The organism is Hymenobacter rigui (assembly GCF_003944715.1).
Lineage (GTDB): Bacteria > Bacteroidota > Bacteroidia > Cytophagales > Hymenobacteraceae > Hymenobacter > Hymenobacter rigui.
Genome location: NZ_RWIT01000001.1, coordinates 349,120 through 367,972, shown reverse-complemented (window position 1 = coordinate 367,972; position 18,853 = coordinate 349,120). Strand labels below are relative to the sequence as shown.

The following is an 18,853-nucleotide window of genomic DNA, read 5'->3' as shown; positions in this document are numbered from 1 at the left end:
ATTCACAGAACCGCCGGCTACGAGTGCCACGGCACAATAAGCGCGGGGTAAAGGCTACGGCCGGTTATCAGGCAGCCCAGAATGGTTGTCAACTGGTATGAATGGCATGCCAAGTAACTCTCCTACACCATCCCGATGACAAGTCAGCCGGCAGCGCAACGCCTTTCCGGCGGTTGGTATCCATGCGTTTCAACCGCTCCGCCGGAAGCTGTACAGTAGTAGAAATATGGCCCGAACGTAAGCTCAAGCGTGGTGTTGTAGAATTTTGGCTTTCTAACTGCTTCACCAACTCCCCCCCTCAGCCGGCGTATATACGGACATCAAATTCATCCTTTCCGTACTCAACCAACGCCATGAAAATCTTCTTTGCCTCCGCCGTTGCCCTGTTGCTCGGCATATCCGCTGCTTCAGCCCAAACCACCCAGAGCACGCCCACGGTAAACGGCAGTGTCAGCCCGCAGTCGGCTCCACCGGCTCAGCCACAAGGCTCACTGGGTACGCTGCCAGCCAGCAATACCCAACCCGCCAGCGACCGGGCTACCATGACGCCTAACACCTCGCCCACCATGACGCGTGAGCAGCGCAAGAACAAAGCCATGGAGAAGCGTGACAAGAAGAAAATGAAGACTTCCAACGGCTCAACGTATTAGTCAGAGCCCGCTCACTCTCCTTTCCTGTAAAGGCAGTTCACTTTTCAGTGAACTGCCTTTTTTTGCGCACAACTGATTGACGCGTGACAGGAAATCAGCTTTGGCTTACACGTAGATTGCCGGGATTCTGACTTGGGTACGCCACGAGTGCCGTTTCCTGCTGCTATGCCTCGCGCACCCCTTGCCCTGCTATATATTCCCTGTCTCGGCACCTGTTCTTGCTTCGTATCCGGTCCTTGCTGATGTCAACCGTAGAATCATGCGGGGTCACGGGCTCCCGGGAGGCCCGGCGTAGGTCGGTACTATACCGAAAAGCGGGCTAACTACGCCGGAAGCAGCGTGCAAACCTACTCGGATGGCGGGCTGGCGGGGCACTGTGCGGGACGAAAAGCCGGTAGCCTCCTGCAGCGTCCGGGGTTATTTTGCGACTTTGCTTCGCTTTTACTCTTTCCTTTCTCTGATGCTGCGCATGAAACGTGCCTGCCAGATAGCCCTGCTGCTGGCAGCCAGTCCCGGTATTCCCGCTCTGGCCCAAACTATTTACTCGCCCGGCCATACGCTTGCCCTGCAATTTCAGCTCAGCCCCGCCGGTGAGCCCACCTACCAGTTGAGCCTGGGCAAAAAACAGGTGCTAAAGCCCAGCCGCATGGGGCTGCTGCTGCAAAACCAGCCCGGCCTGAACCAGGGCTTCCAGATTACCCGCATTGACTCCCTGACCCACGACGATACCTGGCAACCGGTATGGGGCGAGCAGAAAAACATCCGCAACCACTACCGCCAGCTCACCGTGCACCTGCGCCAGACGGCCGCCCCCGGCCGCTTGCTGGATGTGGTGTTCCGGGTATTTGATGATGGCATCGGCTTCCGGTACGAAGTGCCGCAACAGCCCGGCCTCACCTACTTTGTGGTACAGCAGGAGGCTACTGAGTTCAACCTGCCCGCCAACCACAAAGCCTTCTGGATTCCGGGCGACTACGACTCCAACGAGTACACCTACAGCACCACCCGCCTGAGCGAGGTGAATACCACGCCCATCGAGCCCATCCAGCTCAAGGCCGACCCCACCCGCGTGCAAACGCCGCTGATGCTGAAGTCGGATGACGGGCTGTACGTGAACATTCATGAGGCCGCGCTGGTGAACTACCCGGCCATGATGCTGGACGTGGATACCAAAGGCTTCGGGCTCCGCAGCCACCTGGTGCCGGGCGCAACCGGCGCGGCGGCCTACCTGCAGGCCCCGGAGCACACGCCCTGGCGCACCGTGGTGGTGAGCGACAAAGCCCCCGAGGTACTGGCCAGCAAGCTGATTCTGAACCTCAACGAGCCTACCCAGCTAACCTCCACCGACTGGATTAAGCCCCAGAAATTTGTGGGCGTGTGGTGGGAGATGCACGTAAACCGCGCCAGCTGGAACTACGCCGATACCAGCAACATCAAGCTGGCCGGCACCAACTGGAGCAAGCTACGCCCCAATGGCCGCCACGGTGCCAACACCGCCAACGTGAAGCGCTACATTGATTTCGCCGCCAGAAACGGGCTGCAGAGCGTGCTGGTGGAAGGCTGGAACGTAGGCTGGGAAGACTGGGCCAATAACTGGAAAGAAGAGGTGTTCGACTTCGTGACGCCCTACCCCGATTTCAACGTGACGGAGCTGCAGCAGTACGCCGCCAGCAAAGGCGTGAAACTGATGATGCATCACGAAACCAGCAGCTCCGTTACCAACTACGAGCGGCGCCAGGAAGCCGCCTACCGCTTCATGAAGGAGCACAGCTACGACGCCGTAAAAACCGGCTACGTGGGCCGCATCATTCCGCGCGGGGAGCACCACGACGGCCAGTGGATGGTGAACCACTACAACCGCACCGCCGCCCTCACCGGTCAGCATCAGCTGATGGTGGACATGCACGAATCCGTACGGCCCACGGGGCTGCACCGCACGTACCCCAACTGGCTGGCCTCGGAGGCGGCGCGGGGCAACGAGTTTAACGCCTGGAGCACCGGCAACCCGCCCGAGCACGAAACCATTCTGCCCTTCACCCGTCTGATGGGCGGCCCAATGGACTACACGCCCGGCATCTTCCAGATTCAGCTGGAGCCCTGGAACCCCGCCCAGAACAAAGGCCGGCAAGTTCATACCACTCTGGTAAAGCAGCTGGCTTTGTACGTGACGATGTACAGCCCCGTACAAATGGCCGCCGACCTGCCCGAGGCTTACGAGAAACACGCCGACGCCTTCCAGTTCATCAAGGATGTGGCCGTGGATTGGGACGATACGCGCATTCTGGCCGCTGAGCCCGGCGACTACATCACCATTGCCCGCCAGGCCAAAGGCACGCAGGACTGGTACGTAGGTGCCATTACCGATGAGCAGGCACGCCAGCAGACTGTAAAGCTGGATTTTCTGCCCGCTGGCCAGCAATATGAGGCCACCGTGTACACCGACGGCAAAGGGGCCAGCTGGGATAAAAACCCCATGGCCTACCAGATCCGCAAGCAGAAGGTCAACAGCAAATCGGTGCTGAAGCTGCAGCTGGCGGCCGGGGGCGGAGCAGCCATCAGCCTCAAGCCCGTAGCCCGGTAACCACGCTGTATTCGCTCGAAAAAGCAGAAAACGTATTTCGCCGGAACGCCACACGGGGCCGCTACGCATAGTGCGTGGCGGCCCCGTGTGGCGTTCCGACAACCCAGTGCTATTGTTTCTCTACCGGGAATTTGTCCAGGATATCCTTGGCCGACTTGGCAAACTCTTCGCCCAAGCGGGCCGGATTATTCACCGCATCCGCCATGGAGCCCCGCCATACCAGGTTGTTTGTGCGGGCATCTACCATATCCAGAATCATGGTGCCTTCCTGGTACGTTTCGGTACGGTAGCCGGTGTTGTAGTAGGGTGTGGTATACCAGTAGCGGTAGTTGATGGGCAGGTAGGAGCCCCGGTAAGAGAAGGCATACGGATACGCAAAGCCCGGTGCCGGCGGGTTGGCCACCGTCCGCTCCGCTTCTTCAATGTAGAGGTGATATGTCAGATACAGATCGGGCTTGGCATTGCCCTGCACCTGCCGGATGCCCCGTTTGCCCAGCTCGCTATTGATGGCACTCTGAATCTGCTCATCATTGAGGGTACTTTGATAAATGGGGTTCTTGGAGTCAGCCGATTTTACTTCGGTTTTAGCCCAGTCGTACGTGCGGTACTGATTGAAATCGGTACCGGGTTTCTGCTGAACAGCCACCGGCGACGAGCAGCCAGTCAGCAGCAGTATCAGCAGCAAAAAAGAAGAAGCCAGGGTAGTTTTCATGAGGTACAGGGTATGGAAAGGACAACAGTGTATCCTTTCTATACCTTGGCCATTTTCAGAAAGTTACCCAGCTGCCGGAATTATGTAGCCCGCAATCCGGGACTAACGGCCGACTTATTTAGGGCCGACTACCTGCAGCTCGGCCGTGCCGCTGCCAACCTCGCCGGTTACCGATATGCCTTGCACTGTTATGATGTAGCTACCCACGGCCGTAACCTTATCCAGCGTAAGGGTGGCCGTACCGGCTTCGTTGGTTTGTACCACCGGGTTCCAGTACAGGGCATCGGAAGCAGCAGATGGCTGGAAAGCCCGGAGGCGGGCATAACGAGGCGGTGCATACAGGGGCGGCAGCACAGGGGCCTTGCGGGTGGGGTCGTAGTTGGGATTGCCGCGCTTGGTCAGGAAGGCAATAGCTCCCCCACCGGCCCTATCCCCGAAAATAGCTGCCGTGGCTGGTTTCAGTACTTCAATCGTTTCAATTTCATTAACAGGAACTGAATTGATCATGTTGATATCGGTGGATACACCATCCAGTAGCAGCAACGGGCTTTTACGTCCCATGTTGTCTACCGGGCTTTCGGAAGCCGACGGTGCGGGTACCCGCGCTCCGCGGGTTGCGGTGGCTGGGGCCAGCCGGAACTGCTCCATGGAGGAGGAGCTATTACCCCGCATAATTACCTGCAGAAAGCCCTGATTGGATATCACCGTTACACCCGGCACCCGGCCCTGCAACACCTGTATTACATCCCGGTAAGCACTAATACCCACAATATTCTGCACCTGAATAACGGCGTCGGCACGGGTGTAAATACGACGGGGGTCGGGTTTGAGGGCGGGGCGGCCGTTGGCTTCCACTACCACGTTGCGCAGCTCAATGCCACGGCGCCCTCCGGCACTACCGGTGCCAGCATCGGTAGTGCCGGTACCGGACACGTCGGAGGCAGCACCCAGTGGCAATTGCGCTTCAGCTTCTGTCAGCGGAGCCACTGAGGCCGCATCAGCATCCAGCAGAATACGTGGCCGTTTCAAGCCTTTTATTGGTAATGCTTCCACGCGTACGGGCACCGTATCCTGGGCGGAAAAGCCAGTGAAGGCAAAGTGGCCCTGCGCATCCGTCAGAACCTGCTCGGTTTTCTGGGTAGTGGGACGCGTGATGACCACCGGCACACCGGCCACCGGCTCCTGCCGGTCGTTGGTTACTTTGCCTCCCAGCGTCAGGCCACGCTCCGGCGCAAACGAGGTGTTTACTGGCTCGCCCCCTCCGCGCCAGCTCTGCGTGAGCAGCCAGTCATCCAGCACCTGCCCGGAAACGTTGTTTGCTGCTTTAAATACGTCGGAGGCGGCCACTGGCCCTCCTATTTCGGAGGTAAGCGTTAGGTAGGAGTAGATATCGGGAGTGGCGGCAGCAGCCGGTTCGGCTTTGCTCACGGCCACTGAGAACCGCCCGGCTACCGGCTGTCCGGCCGCATTCAGTACCTGGAGCTTCAGCGTCGGCCGCTCGGCTGGGGCATACGGGTTTTTGGCAGGCGTCACCCCCACACTCAGTTTGCCCGCGGTGGCCCCGTTCAAAACCAGCCGCTCACTGCGGGGTGTTTGCTGCGCATCCAGCACCACCAGCCGTATCAGGCCGGCGGGAAGCTGCTTTTTGGTTACCCGGAACACCATAACATCCTGGAGCTGCCCCTGCTGTGATGCCACTACCCGTCCCTGCCCCTGCGCAGCCAGAATTATTGGCTCGGGAGGGGCCTGCGGCTGTAAGGACCGGCGGCGCACCGTTACTACATAGTCGCCACTGGCATCCTGCACGTGCATGGTTATCCCGGCTGGTTGCGCAGCCGGCAGCGCATATACGCTAACGGGTTGCTCGGGGGCACGCCGGATGCGGGCTTCATACTGGTGGCCTGGCACCGGCACAAACTCGAAACGGCCCACCCCGGCAGCCGCTCCCACCAGTTTGGCCACTTCCTTACCCTGGTCGTCCTGCACTACTCCGTTCACGGCCTGACCCCGACCAGCTGCATCAGTCGCCGTAAAGGCTACCACGCTGCTTAGTCCGTTTACCAATGCCCCGCCCTCCGGAAAAAACCTTACGGCACTGACAGGCCCGGCCGCAGGTGCCTTCCTTTCCGCAGACTGCACCAGAAAAGTACGCGTGAACAGGCTGGCCGGCACATTGCGCATTTGGGCAGTATAGGCCCGAATGAGGTAACGCCCCGGGGCCAGACTGGTGGGCAGCGGTACATCACCGGGGGCACTGCCCGCGTGCACATCCAGTATGCGGTGCGCCAGCAGCTGCCCGTCGGGGGCTACCACATCCACATACATTACCTGACTTGGACTACCGGCCGGCAGTACGTATGCCGTGAACCACAGCGTTTCGCCAGCTGTATAGGCCTCCTGGTTCAGGTGCAAATACGCCTTTTCAGCCCCCAGCCCCGGGCTAGCGGAAGTTGCCTGGCCCAGGGCCGAGAAAGAAATTACCGGGGCTACTGCGCCGGTCAGCACCCCGGCTACATAGAGAATTGATAGTGGACCGCGAAATAGCATGACAGAGGATACGTACAGGGAAACGATACCTGTAAGTATAACTGGTTTTGGGGTAGCACCGGGTGGTTGGGCTGCCCGGCGTAGCAGGTTATGCTATCCAGGCGTACTTTCTAGCAGGCACCGCCATCCAGGCCGCAGGAGGCTCCATCGGCCCCAGCCAACTGCACGGGCTGCGGACGGCCTTCGGCCCATACTTTCTCCAGCACTTCCAGAAACAGCTCCGTGGGCTGAGCCCCTGATACGGCATACTTATCCTCGAACACGAAGTACGGCACGCCGCGCACGCCAATTTGCTGAGCCTGATATTCATCGTAGCGCACCTCTTGCTCCAGCTGATTGGAAGCCAGCAGCTGCTCCACCTCGGCAGCGGGCAGCTGCAGCTCAGCCGCCAATTGCGTGAGAGTAGGCACATCGTTGATATCGAGCCCCTGCTCCAGATACGCTTTGAACAGGCGTTCCTTGGCGGCATCCTGTCGGCCGTGGCGCGCGGCCAGGTGCACCAGCCGGTGCGCCCGCAGAGAGTTGGCCGGCACTACCGTATCGAAATTGAACGCCAGGCCCTCTTCACCGGCCATCTGCGTCATATTGGCGCTCATTTGCCGGGCCCAGTCTTCGCTCTGTCCATATTTATGAGCCAGGCGGGCATACTGGTTTTCGCCGGGGGTAGGGTTGGCCTGCGGATCCAGCTCAAAGCTGCGCCACTGGATTTCCACCTCCCCGGCATGGTCAAAGGAAGCCAGGGCTTTTTCCAGGCGGCGCTTTCCGATGTAGCAGAACGGACACAGAATATCCGACCAGATTTCTATTTTCATGACGCGTATTACGTTGGTGCGAAGTTGAAATGCCATAAGCCCATCGGGCGGCAAAAAGTTTTGCATCCGACCATTCTCCTCCCCTATGCACCTGCACACCTTCGAAGCCACGCTGGAATCGGGCGGCCCCAGCTTTATGCCCACCCAGGTTGTGGTGGTGCCGCCGCTGGTGCTGGCGGCGCTGGGCGGCAAAGCCACCCGGCGGGTAACGGGAACCCTCAATGGCTACCCGGTGCGGCTGGGCCTGCTGCCGCTCACGGGCGGGGGCCGCTACATCATGGTAAACAAGGATTTATGCCACACCATCGGAATTCAACTGGGTCAGCGGGTAAGCGTGGCGCTGGCTCCTGACCCGGAGCCCGACCGGGTAGAAGTGCCGGAGGAACTGGCAGAGGCGCTGGAGGCCTGGCCCGAAGCCGGCGCCCGGTTCGAGCAGCTTTCGGGCAGTATGCGGCGGGCCGTGGCCCAGCACATCAGCACTGGCAAGCAGCCGGAAACCCGGGCCCGCCGGGCCGTGGAAATTACGGAGCGCCTGGCCCGGGGCGGGCACCCGTTCCGGAAAGCGTAAGCGTTACTTCGTCAGCACAATGCTGACTACCCGGGCGGGTCCACCCACCGTGAATTTGCACTCATCAAATGCGGGCGGGGCAAAGCGGGGGCGTACGTTATTGGAAAAGGCAAAAGGCTCCGTCGGAATGCCCATCAGGTTTTTATCCAACCGGTCGTTGTTGTTCACGTCCTGGGTAATGGCCACGGCCCAGTCGCCGGGGGGCAGATCCACCGGCAGGCTCACCTGCCGCTGGCCACCGGGCTTTACCACCTTCATGAAGGCATAGCCACCCTTCGTCAGGAACTTCTCCCGCACATTATAGAAGTACAGCTTTACGGCGGAGTTGGTAGATGCCAGGGCCGACACCACAACGGTAATGGAAGTGGTATTATTGGCCGAGGCCGTGGCGGGCAGTAAAAGTCCCAGGGCGCAGCCCGTTGTCAGGCAGAGGTGGCGGAGTGCTTGCATGGCAGAAGGTAAGCGGTGGAACGATGTTCCGCCAACAGCGGCCCGCTAAAAAACATTCAGCCCCGGCGCTATACCCGGTCGGCCAGTTGCCACCGGGCAGCCTGCACCTGTTGGCCGGCACCCTCCAGCGAAGGCGCGTACATGGCCCGCAGGCCGGTAGCATCGGTATTTGTCGCGTGCATGTATTGCTGCAGCGCAATCTGGCCAAAGATGTTTTCGGACGCGAGAAACAGGAGGTGGCGAATGCCGGCCGCGTAAGCGCGCGGGTTCCAGCTGCTCAGAAGCCATTGCTGGTCGACGGGGAGCATGGCTCCAAACCGGCGGGTATCGGCCACCCAGCCCAGGCACGGGTAGTGAGGGGCGTGGGCCTGGTAGAGGGCCAGGCCTTTATCCAGCAGCCGCCGGAGGTTTTCGCTGTTGGCGAAACCATGCCACCGAATCAGCAGGCACGGGATATGGGGTAATAACAGCAGCTCACCGCACGCTTCAGTATGGAGCCGTAATTCAGACATGATATTGGGTACCCGGAGGGCATAACCGGCCGGCAACTGGCTGCCCGCCTGACCGGATGTACGCGGCCCTGCCACGAGAGGAAATCCGGCTTCGGTCAACCGGGTAGTGCAGCCGGCCAACCAGGGCTCCGGCTCGGCCGGGTGCGTCAGGGCATCTGCCGCAGCCACTCGGCAGCCGGGGCATACTCTTCGAAGGTCAGAATGAGCGGCCATCTGGCTCCGGCCACTGAGTTGTCGGCATAGGAGCGGCCCTGGGGCACCGGCGCGTACACCCAAGCCAGGTAGTGCAGGCCGGCCTCGAACAGCAGATGCAGGATCTGATAGCCCCGTTGCTCTTCCTCCGTGAGGTCGAGAATAGTTACCTGCGTGTTGTCGTTGAGCAGGCGCTGGTAGCGGTGGGCTCGCACCAGCTCCAGCACTTTTTCCGAGCCTTCCTGCACCAGAGCCAGCGTCAGGTGGCCGCGCCACTGCACATGCAGCCATTGGTTGACGGAGTCATACGTCAGGAGCAGAAATGGCTTATCAAATAAAATGCACTGCACCGGTACCGGCCTTAGTAAAGTGAGAATAGAGAACAGCTAAAGAAGCTGGATCGGACCGGAGCCGGGAGACGTTGCATCCCGAATGAGCCGTTAACAAAACGTTATACACTGTCCATTTCTACGCCTGCGTGTAGCTGGCACAACGCGAAATGAAAGATACTACGCCTCTGAGAATTATACCTAGTAAAGCAGCAAAAAATCATACACATCCATCTCTGGTCCAAGCTGCGGCCGGCACGGTGCGTACCCAGGCCCCGGCAGCCTGGACCAAGCCGGACCGGAGACGAATGATAAAGTAAGTGCGCGGAAAATACCCAGCGCAGGATAAGCCGGCTCCTGCTTTCCGGCCAATACCGACTGGCAGAACAGACATAGGCACAAAGGTTGCAACCATTCTGCACCGCACTGCCTCCCTGGCATACGGTTTCCTGTCTTCCTCCCCCGTTCCCGGCATTATGAAAGCCCTTTATTACTCTTCGTTTCTGTTTGCGGCGGCCCTGCTAGGTGGCTGCACTAAGGGCAATGAGCCCGTACCGGCTCCGGTGTATCTGCTGGATCAGCGGTGGGTGCTGACGGAGCTGGAGGGCCAACAGTTGCAGCTGCCGGCCGGTAGCACCGCCACCGACCTCACCCTGAGCTCCGTGGAGGGTACCAGCCGGGGCCGTGCCTTCTGCAACCAGTACGGCGGCAAGTATACCCTTGCAGGTAGCACGGCTCAGCTTACATTCAGTGCCCAGGGAAGTACGTATGCCACCTGCGGCAGCCAAAGCCAGGAAACCCGCTACCTCCAGCTACTGCCCGGTATTACGCGCTACACCATTGAGAATCGGCAGTTAGCTCTCTACGATGCCACTCACGCTGAGCCCCGGCTGGTATTCAACGCGGCCGAGTAAACCGCGCACTGGTATGCTAATGGTTGCTTGACACGGTTATATTGGTCCGGGCCTGCACTGGTTGCCCATCGTGTGTAATGCCCTCTAAACGCGCAACAAACGCCCCGGCGGCATCTGCAGTATAGAAGGTAACACGGGCTTTACCAGATGCGGGTACATGCAGAGTAGGTTGCCAATACAACGTTGTCAGGCGTGGATCCGGGCGATTCGTGCTAGCTGGTAATTCGTACCGTGGGGCATAGAACTCCCGGGCACGGTAGTACGCCGGCAAGCGACGAGACGCCATACTGGGCGGCGTGGGCACATTAGAGGCGGATGCGCCAGCACCAGGTATTCGGGTAAATACGGCTATTACACCATTCTGCCCGCGCATCCCGTAAATAGCCGCCGTTGCGCCCTTCAATACCTCAACCCGGTCTACGTCCTGAATGGGTACGTTCACCATAGCTGCTGAATCAAGCGGCATCCCATCCAGCAGATACATAGGCGAAGTACGATGTGAGGTGGAGGCCATTCCTCGAATTCTCACCGAATACGTTTGCCCATCACCAAGTACCTCAACTCCAGCAACCCGGCCCCGGATTAATTCAAAAATATTGCTGAGTACATTGGCCCCGGGAATACTTTGCGGACGCAACACAGCAGAGGCAGTAGCGTGTAAAGAGCGAGGATCAGATGCCGGGCGCTGGGCCCGAATGGTCACATTTCGCAAGACGATACCACTGGTGGTATCGGGTCGGAATTGCTTTTCCAATACTTGTTGGCGCCGGCTTCGCTGACCATAAGCTACAAGGCTGCTCATAGTTTCGGGGGAGTCCATCAATGGAGGGCGTGGCTGCCACGCTGCTGCACCGGGCACCGGCCACCGGTCCCACAAGCGTAACAGAACATTATTCCCGCCTCTGGATGTGCGGGCTTGCAGCAGCACGCGGGCCGAATCAACACCTGGGAAGCCCAGCAGCAGGAAATTCCCCTGTGCATCGGCCGTGAATTCCCCCACATCGTTCACTCCTTTTTGCAATACCGTAAGCTGGCCATTGGGCACTGGCTTACCATTGCTCCGGACCAATTGACCGCCCAACGACAAGGTCTGTTCCAACGGATAATCAAACGTACTGGTAACTGGCACCGCACCCAAAATTTCCCGCCATACAAAGCGGCTCCATCCCTGGGTGAGTAGCAAATCATCGAGAGCCTTCTCTTTTTCCGGGCTCTTGCCCTGGAAATACCACGCCGGGTTTTCTACATATCCGCGTAGCTCGGAGGTTAGCAGCAGGTGTGCCTGTATGGTGGTTTCCTGCCGTCCCTTCATGGGTAAGCCAGTCTCAGATGCCACCGCCAGCGACAGTTCAGCAGCCGTAGGCTGCCCTTGCGCATTCTGTACGGCTACCTCCAGCGTAACCGGTTGATGGACATCATATGCAGACTTATCCGGCTGCAGCAGGGCAGTAGACTCGGGAGCCGATGAAGAAAATACCAGTCGCTCGGCCTGGGCTGCGTTTTGGCCATCAAGTACACTTACATGTACCAGGCCGGCTGGCAACCGCTCCTTTGGTATTGTGGCGGAGAAGGTTTCACCGGGCGCAATTGTTCCGGCGCCAGCATACACCGGGGTACCGCGCACGTGGGCCACTACTTGCAGTGGCTCTTGCCCAGCCGCACCAGGCCGACGTACATACACTATGTACCGGTTGCCAAAGTCGCGCACGGTTAGGAGCCAGCCACTTGCCTGGACGTCCGGAAGCGGATAACTAGCCTCCGTACCATCTGGTAGCGTAACCCGGGCCTGATACCGGCGCCCGGGCTGCGGCGTGAAGGCAAACGAACTCATACCTAAAGCAGGAGTTTTGAACTCCACTACTGCCTGATCAGTATCGTCGTATACCGTGCCTTGGAGAGCCAATCCCTGCCCACTGGCAGCTACGGCTTTCACCCCTACTATTGTGTGTGCTCCCTGCACATAGTTACCTCCTTCAGGAAAAAATTGCACATCAGGAAGGGCGGCGGCCGATACGGCCCGGCTTGTTTGCCGGGCCAGCGCCGCCTGCCGTGATGCTGATGCATGCGCCATGCCAGCAGCGGGCGGCACTGCCTGCCAAACCGGTACCCGACGGGTAAAAAACAGCTCTTCGGGCCAGTTACGCATCCAGGAGGTGTATGCCCGGATTGTGTAAATGCCGGTGCTTAGTGTATCAGGCAATACAATATCTCCTTCAGCCAGGCCTTCATTCAAGTGTAATGTGCGGCAGAATGCCACGGTACGTTGAGGACTAATGACATCCACATACAACACCTTGCTCAAAGTATCTAGCTGATGAGTTTCAGCGCCCACCACATAGGCCTTAAACCACAGCGTTTCTCCGGCAGCATACGCCTCCTGGTTTAAGTGCAGATAACTTACTTCAGGCTGTACTTCGGCATAGAAGCGCCGTACTTGCTGCAATGCTTGTTGCGGATCAGGTAAGGCCGTAGTAAAGGCAACCGTGCCACCGATTAGTGCGACTACTCCGCATAAAACCCACATTTTCCGAATACTCCTATGCATAACTTTCAATGAATTGAATAAATAATCTTTTAAAATGTATAAATACACCGTGGCTTTATTATTACGCAAATTTTTTATCTAAAAAATATAACGTCACTAGCGGCTGCAGCTGCCAGCGCTGGTGGGAGTCGTACACCGTGCGCACGCCTACCAGCGCTGGCAGCTGCAGCCGAAGCAGATTGAAATTGAACACCGCCGATACATCGAAATCCGTGAAGTGGTAGGCGCAACGACAGGTAGAGGACCTACGCTACCTGTGGCAGCCAAAACCAGAAACTGCGCTACTTGCAGAAGGAGCCTAGCATCACGCCATATACTATCGGGCCCGGCAGCTATTCCTCAAAGAAGCCAGGCATCCCGGGCTACTGCTGGTGTATGTGGCCGATCAATAGCAGGCCAAACCTGTTACCGGCCGGGCTCTACCACCACGCGGGCCTGGGCACTTACCGGCTCCCCATCGGCGGCTATGCCTTCCAGCTGGGCCAGAAATACTCCCGCTGCATCGGCCGTGTAAAAGGTAATTCGGGCTTGCCCCGAAGCGGGTATGTGGAGTTGCGGCTGCCAGTACAGAGTCGTCAGGCGGGGGTCGGGGCGGGAGGCCGGAGAGGCCGTTTCGTAGCGGGGCGCGTAGAACTCCCGCGCCCGGTAGTACGCCGGCATATGGCGGGCGGCTATATTGGGTAAGGCCGACCGGGAAGCGGCATCAGGGCCGCGCTTAGTGAATACGGCTACGGCCCCATTGCTGCCCCGGGAGCCGTACACGGCGGCTTCGGCTCCCTTTAGTACTTCAACCCGCTCCACATCCTGCACCGGCACGCTCAGGAGTGCATCAGCATCCAGGGGTACACCATCCAGCAGATACAGCGGCTCCGATGACATACTGATGGACGTCAGGCCCCGGATCCGGACGGAGTAGTGCAGGGCGCTGCCTATAACCTGCACCCCTGGTACCCGGCCCCGGATCAGCTCAAAAATATTGCTGAACGCATTGGCCCCGGGAATGTCGCGGGTGCGCACTACGCTGGAGGCGGTGCCGTGCAGAGACCGGGGGTCGGGCTCGGTCGGGCGCTGCCCCTGTATCTTAACATTGCGCAGCACAATGCCGCTGGTAGTATCGGGCCGGTAGCGGCGCTCCAGCACCTGCTGGCGCCGGCTTTGCTGCCCATAAGTGGCCAATATGCTCTCGTTTTCGGCCACGGCAACCAACGGGGGGCGCGGCTGCCAGGCGGTGGCACCAGGTACCGGCCACCGGTCCCAGAGCCGCAGCAGCACATTGCTCCCCCCTTTAGGCGTGAGAGCCTGCACCACTACGCGGGCCGTATCGGTGCCGGGGAAGCCAGTCAGCAGAAAGTACCCCTGCTCATTGGCCGTCAGCTGCTCAACGCTGGCAACACCCTTCTGCAGCAGGGTAAGCTGACCTTTAGGCACGGGCCGCCCCCCACCGCGCACCAGCTGTCCACCCAGGGCAAGGGTGCGCTCCAAAGGGTACTCGAAGGTTGCCGCAAGGGGAGTTGGTGCCAGTACCTGCTGCCAGCTAAACCGGCTCCAACCCTGGGTGAGCAACAGATTATCAAGGGCGCGGCGGGTTTCGGGGGAGGCGTCGCGGAAGTACCAGGCAGGGTTTTCCACGTAGCCGCGCAACTCCGAAGTCAGTAGCAGATGCGCCTGCACGTTGGTTTCCTGGCGGCCCTGGGGAGGCAGGCCGGTTTCCGTTACCACCGTTACGGAGGCCTCAGCAGCCACCGGCTGGCCCTGGGCGTTGCGCACCGTTACCTCCAGGGTAACGGGTTGGCGCAGGCTGTAGGCCGCTTTATCGGCCCGAAGCTGGGCAGTTGGAGTAGCTGGTAACGGGGCGCAAACCAGCCGCTCGGCCTGGGCCACACTTTGCCCATCGAACAGGGTGATATGCACCAGCCCGGCCGGCAGCCGGTCTTTAGGAATCCTTGCTGAAAAAGTATCTCCTGGCTGCAGCTCACCCGTGCCCAGGTACACGGGTGTACCCCGCACATGCGCCACCAGCTGCAGCGGCTCGGTAGCCACTGCCCCCGGCCGGCGCACTACTACCAGATAGTGAGAGCTTAACTCGCGCACAGTCAGAAGCCAGCCACTAGGCTGGGCAGCCGGCAACGGATACAGGGCCTCGGAGCCATCGGGTAAGGTCACGCGGGCCTGGTAGCGGCGCCCGGGCTGGGGTGTAAACGTGAAGGAGGTCATCCCCAGAGCAGGAGTCCGGAACTGCAGCACGGGGTGATTTTCATCGTCGAGCACAGTGCCACTTAAGGCCAGCCCCTGTCCGCTGCCGGCCACGGCCTTTACTCCTACCACCGAGGCGGTGCCCTGCACATAATTACCACCTTCGGGAAAGAACTGTACATCAGGTTGGGCGGCAGCCATTACAACTCGACTGGCCTGCCGGGCCAGAGCGGCCCGCCGCATGCCGGAAACCGGCGCGGCACCTTCGGCTGGCGGCACCGCTTGCCACACCGGTATACGGCGGGTAAAAAACAGTCCTTCCGGCCAGTTACGCATCCAGTTAGTGTACGCCCGAATAGTATAAATACCAGTGCTTAACGTATCCGGCAGCACAATATCTCCCTCGGCCAGCCCCTGGCGGAGGGGCAGCGTACGGCGAAAAGCCACGGTGCGGGCAGGCGTTACCACATCCACGTAGAGCACGCGGCTCAGAGTATCGGGCTGGTGGGCGCGGGCATCCACCACGTATGCTTTAAACCAGAGCGTTTCGCCAGCCGCGTAAGCCTCCTGATTCAGGTGCAGGTAACTGACCTCGGGCTGGGTTTCGGCGTAAAAGCGCCGCAGTTGCGCAACCAGCTGCTGCGGATCAGGCAGCGCCGGTCGGAAACCAGCCGCTACTCCTCCCAGGACCAATACTACGGAGCTTACGGTTGTTGCAACTAATGGGCGGATTCGTCTGGTCATAGAAAAGAGAATAGTGGTAACAGAGGTTTGGCCTTGCCTCAACTATAATGCCACGCAGCCGTGTAATCTTCCTTTCTTAAAAACAAACTACAATTGGTTCTCAGTATAGCCCAATCAGAAGAATAACGGCAGAGTGCGGATCAGAATCCCACGTTCAACACCAGCGGCTGCAGCTGCCAGCGCTGGTAGTAGGAGTCGTACACCGTGCGCAGGCCTACTTCCAACGGGGTGCGCAGCCGGAGCGGGTTAAACACCGCCGACACATCGAAACCGGTGGAGTAGTAGTTGCGGCGCAACCCACCCGATACGGCCCGTACCCCATCATAAAAGGCGTTGCCCTTCAGACGCTGGATGTACAGTACCCGGCCCAACTCCCAATGCACATCGGCCAGGGGCAGGCGGTACTCGGCACTGTAGGAGGTGAGGCGGTTGGCACTCAGGTAGGGCAGGCTACGCGGGTAGAAGATGGCCGACCCAAACCGGTACTCCTGCTGCTGCTGGTACTGGTAGCCGGCCCGCAGCCGCAGGGCGTGGTGCCAGCCGATGCCCGGCAGAAACAAGCTGCCCTGCGCGGCTACCTGCCGGGCCTCCAAGCCGTTGCCGAAGGGTGTGTCCCGCAACGTTAGCGCCACACTCTGGCCCCAGCGCGGGGCTACGTCGCGGTAGCTCTGGCGCAGGGTGCGGGCGAAACTCACGGTACCCAGCAGTACGTGGAGCGGCCGGCTGCCCACTTCGCTGAGGTAGCGCGTTGTAAATGGGTAGTTACGGGTCTGCTCCAGCTGGTAATAGGCCCCTACCGAAAGAGACGTGAGCATGCGGGAGCGGGTGAGTACCAAGGGCAGGCGGCTGCCCACCTGCAGGCGGGTGTACTGCCAGTTTCTCTCAGCAGCCCCACCCGTTGGCACGCTCCCGATGGCCCGGCGGCCGCCGTGTTCCACGCCCACATCCAGCACCGGCCACAGCCCCTGGTAGCTGACATCGGCAAATACGCGGCCGGTGCGTTCCACGCCATCAAACCCCACGCTGGCAATGGCCTGGGTGGTGCTGAGCACGTCCTGCGCCCGAATGCCTAAGTTCAGGCCGTTGCCGGAAGGGCTCTGTACCAAACCCCAGCCGTACAGGTTGGGCGCGTGGGGCAGGCGGCGGTAGCGCCGGGCCACCAGCACCGGCCCACTCACCGAATCCTGAGGCAGCACGGGCCCCATAGTGCGGGCGCCGGGCTCCCGGGCCGTCAGCTCGTCGGCGTAGCGGTTGGGGGCCGGGGCAGTGGGCGGCAGCCACTGCTGAGGTTGCAGGGGCATTTCCAGTACCCGACTGCCCTGCGCCCTGATTTCGTGGAAGACCAGCCGCTGGCCGTCGGGGCTGAGGGCGGGATGGTAGCTGCCCACCGGGCGGCTGGTTACCTGCCGAATTTCCCCGGTGCTGAGGCGCACGGCGTACACCTCCTCCTGCCCCGAGCGGGGCGAGGTAAACAGTACGTAATCGGGGCCGGGCTGGGGCTGGCTGATATTGTCGTTGGCGGCGGGCAGCACGACGCGGGCCTGACCGTTCTCGGTATCCAGCAGCTCCAGGCGTTTCCCCTCTGTTTCCAGTCGTACCACGGCGGCCGTGCGTCCATCGGGGGCAAAACGCGGGTGCAGGTAAGGCTGGTTTTGAGGATTATCGAAGGTGCGCAATACGCGGCCGGTTTCGGTATCCAGCAGGTGCAGGCGGTGCCGGTAGCTGGAATCGGTGCTCACGGCCAGCAGGCGGCGGCCATCGGGGCTGAGCACGGCGGTGGTATAGCGGGTCCGGCGGCCGGGGCGGCTCAGGCGGCCGGTAGCCACGTCCAGCACCCGCAGCTCGGAGTACACTTGCTGCTGCCAGCGCGCGTTGTACCGAAACTCCAGCCACGCCACCTTGCCCCCGCCCGCCGACAGCTGCTCGGGGTTGTGGTGCAGGCCCAGCACCAGCAGCTCCCGCTCGGGCTGGCCCCGGCGCAAGGCTACCAGCCGGGGCGTGTGGCCCAGGCCGCTTTTCAGGGCCACCACCGTGTTATCATCCAGGTACTGCGGGAGCTGATACTCGGTGAAGACTTTTTCCGACGCGGCCACGGGCAGCTCGGTAGCGGGCGTGAGGGGGCGGTTGGCGGCTTCCACGCGCCAGAGGCTATCCAGCTCCCGCACGGTTTGTCGGTACAGGTCGTCGGTGCGCAGGCCGGTGGTGCGGCGCAGCTTATCGGAGAAGGACAACGGGTACACCGGGAAGCGGTAGTAGCGGTTCAGCACCGTGCCCCACACGCCGAGCTCCGGGGCCGTGCGCTTGAGGCGGGTGGTCAGGAAGTAGCCCAGTACGTAGTGGTTAGGCACATTATCCCGAAAGGAGCCGGCCACGGCCTTGGCGTAGGAGTACTGGCGGCCGGCCAGCAGGTTGGCCCGGAAATAGGCATCGAAGTTCGGAATTCGGCCCCGGCCGCTCCGGGTCAGGGCGGTTTCGGTGCCCACGGCGTCGCCCTCGGCAAACCAGTCGGGCACGCCCAAGGTAGTGAGGCCCAGCCCGCCGTAGCCGCCCAGCAGATACCCCAGCTGCCCAATACCCTGGTGGGCCTTATCAAACTGCACCACGTGGCGGTACTCGTGCACCGTCAGCTGGTCGAGCCAGTCCAGCGTGCCGGGCAGGAAGGGGTCCTGGGGAAAGGTGGTGTAAAACTCAGAGTGGCGCGGCAGCAGCGTCACAAAGCCATTGCCAATGGTGTTACGGGCCTGCAGCACCACCGTAATGGGCCGCCCGGCCAGCCCCAGGGAGGCCCCGGCCGGCTCGTGTACCTGCTCCAGCCGGGCCGCCGTGCGCCGGGCGCGTTCCTCAAATCCCGCCGGGTACACCACCCGGAAGTGCGGAGTACGCACCTCGTACCAGCGCACCGAAGCAGGCACCTGCTGCTCTACGGGCAGCAGGGTTTGGGCCGAAGCCGCAGCGGGCAGCACTGCCAGCCCCAGGGCCGGCCACAGAGTACGCAGAGGGAATTTCACGGGAATACACACGGTTGGGATACCCGAAGAAACTACCTGCACCGCCCGAAACCAAACAGGCGGCTTTGGAGCCGGGCGTCCGGTTGGCGGGTTGCT

The 18,853-nt window shown here is 60.7% G+C and carries 13 protein-coding genes; 4 read left to right on the top strand and 9 right to left on the bottom strand.

Going from position 1 to position 18,853, the window contains the following annotated elements; translation table 11 throughout:
* The first annotated feature begins 353 nt into the window (after positions 1–353).
* Both EI291_RS01520 and EI291_RS01515 read left to right on the top strand, forming a co-directional pair.
* Complete coding sequence (locus tag EI291_RS01520) at positions 354–650, top strand: hypothetical protein (protein WP_125417501.1); 297 nt, start codon at positions 354–356, stop codon at positions 648–650.
* A gap of 469 nt (positions 651–1,119) precedes the next feature.
* Positions 1,120–3,231, top strand: coding sequence for a glycoside hydrolase family 97 protein (locus EI291_RS01515; RefSeq protein WP_125417500.1), 2,112 nt, complete (start codon positions 1,120–1,122; stop codon positions 3,229–3,231).
* 109 nt (positions 3,232–3,340) lie between these two features.
* Here the strand turns inward: EI291_RS01515 and EI291_RS01510 are convergent, their stop codons facing one another.
* The 3 genes from EI291_RS01510 to EI291_RS01500 form a co-directional block, all read right to left on the bottom strand.
* Complete coding sequence (locus EI291_RS01510) at positions 3,341–3,943, bottom strand: DUF4136 domain-containing protein (RefSeq protein ID WP_125417499.1); 603 nt, start codon at positions 3,941–3,943, stop codon at positions 3,341–3,343.
* A 114-nt stretch (positions 3,944–4,057) separates the two neighbouring features.
* Complete coding sequence (locus EI291_RS01505) at positions 4,058–6,490, bottom strand: carboxypeptidase-like regulatory domain-containing protein (RefSeq protein WP_125417498.1); 2,433 nt, start codon at positions 6,488–6,490, stop codon at positions 4,058–4,060.
* A gap of 110 nt (positions 6,491–6,600) precedes the next feature.
* Positions 6,601–7,302 carry a DsbA family oxidoreductase gene (locus EI291_RS01500; protein ID WP_125417497.1) on the bottom strand — a complete coding sequence of 234 codons (702 nt, stop codon included), beginning with the start codon at positions 7,300–7,302 and terminating at the stop codon, positions 6,601–6,603.
* Between the two features lie 85 nt (positions 7,303–7,387).
* On the opposite strand from EI291_RS01500, the gene EI291_RS01495 reads away from it, so the two are divergent.
* Positions 7,388–7,870 carry a YdeI/OmpD-associated family protein gene (locus tag EI291_RS01495; RefSeq protein ID WP_125417496.1) on the top strand — a complete coding sequence of 161 codons (483 nt, stop codon included), beginning with the start codon at positions 7,388–7,390 and terminating at the stop codon, positions 7,868–7,870.
* A 3-nt stretch (positions 7,871–7,873) separates the two neighbouring features.
* Here the strand turns inward: EI291_RS01495 and EI291_RS01490 are convergent, their stop codons facing one another.
* The 3 genes from EI291_RS01490 to EI291_RS01480 form a co-directional block, all read right to left on the bottom strand.
* The gene (locus tag EI291_RS01490) at positions 7,874–8,320 is read right to left on the bottom strand and encodes a DUF2141 domain-containing protein (protein ID WP_125417495.1); all 447 of its coding nucleotides are present in this window, start codon (positions 8,318–8,320) and stop codon (positions 7,874–7,876) included.
* A 68-nt stretch (positions 8,321–8,388) separates the two neighbouring features.
* Entirely contained in the window at positions 8,389–8,832 is a 444-nt protein-coding gene (locus tag EI291_RS01485; RefSeq protein ID WP_125417494.1) for a hypothetical protein, read from the bottom strand.
* Positions 8,833–8,978: 146 nt separating this feature from the next.
* Positions 8,979–9,374, bottom strand: a complete 396-nt coding sequence (locus tag EI291_RS01480) for a hypothetical protein (RefSeq protein WP_125417493.1) — start codon at positions 9,372–9,374, stop codon at positions 8,979–8,981.
* Between the two features lie 455 nt (positions 9,375–9,829).
* On the opposite strand from EI291_RS01480, the gene EI291_RS01475 reads away from it, so the two are divergent.
* A complete protein-coding gene (locus EI291_RS01475; RefSeq protein ID WP_125417492.1) occupies positions 9,830–10,267 on the top strand; it encodes an META domain-containing protein in 438 nt (145 codons plus the stop codon).
* A 16-nt stretch (positions 10,268–10,283) separates the two neighbouring features.
* Here EI291_RS01475 and EI291_RS01470 read toward each other — a convergent pair whose 3' ends face one another.
* The 3 genes from EI291_RS01470 to EI291_RS01460 form a co-directional block, all read right to left on the bottom strand.
* Positions 10,284–12,881: a TonB-dependent receptor gene (locus EI291_RS01470; protein WP_125417491.1), complete on the bottom strand. Its 2,598-nt coding sequence runs from the start codon at positions 12,879–12,881 to the stop codon at positions 10,284–10,286.
* A 336-nt stretch (positions 12,882–13,217) separates the two neighbouring features.
* A complete protein-coding gene (locus EI291_RS01465; RefSeq protein ID WP_125417490.1) occupies positions 13,218–15,749 on the bottom strand; it encodes a TonB-dependent receptor plug domain-containing protein in 2,532 nt (843 codons plus the stop codon).
* Positions 15,750–15,889: 140 nt separating this feature from the next.
* Positions 15,890–18,757, bottom strand: coding sequence for a BamA/TamA family outer membrane protein (locus tag EI291_RS01460; protein ID WP_240635330.1), 2,868 nt, complete (start codon positions 18,755–18,757; stop codon positions 15,890–15,892).
* Positions 18,758–18,853: the final 96 nt, after the last annotated feature.

Bases quoted from the DNA above. Each gene is read 5' to 3' on its own strand.
- EI291_RS01515 (WP_125417500.1), top strand. From the start codon at position 1,120: ATGAAACGTGCCTGCCAGATAGCCCTGCTGCTGGCAGCCAGTCCCGGT.
- EI291_RS01475 (WP_125417492.1), top strand. From the start codon at position 9,830: ATGAAAGCCCTTTATTACTCTTCGTTTCTGTTTGCGGCGGCCCTGCTA.
- EI291_RS01490 (WP_125417495.1), bottom strand. From the start codon at position 8,320: ATGCAAGCACTCCGCCACCTCTGCCTGACAACGGGCTGCGCCCTGGGA.
- EI291_RS01505 (WP_125417498.1), bottom strand. From the start codon at position 6,490: ATGCTATTTCGCGGTCCACTATCAATTCTCTATGTAGCCGGGGTGCTG.
- EI291_RS01520 (WP_125417501.1), top strand. From the start codon at position 354: ATGAAAATCTTCTTTGCCTCCGCCGTTGCCCTGTTGCTCGGCATATCC.
- EI291_RS01495 (WP_125417496.1), top strand. From the start codon at position 7,388: ATGCACCTGCACACCTTCGAAGCCACGCTGGAATCGGGCGGCCCCAGC.
- EI291_RS01510 (WP_125417499.1), bottom strand. From the start codon at position 3,943: ATGAAAACTACCCTGGCTTCTTCTTTTTTGCTGCTGATACTGCTGCTG.
- EI291_RS01465 (WP_125417490.1), bottom strand. From the start codon at position 15,749: ATGACCAGACGAATCCGCCCATTAGTTGCAACAACCGTAAGCTCCGTA.
- EI291_RS01500 (WP_125417497.1), bottom strand. From the start codon at position 7,302: ATGAAAATAGAAATCTGGTCGGATATTCTGTGTCCGTTCTGCTACATC.
- EI291_RS01485 (WP_125417494.1), bottom strand. From the start codon at position 8,832: ATGTCTGAATTACGGCTCCATACTGAAGCGTGCGGTGAGCTGCTGTTA.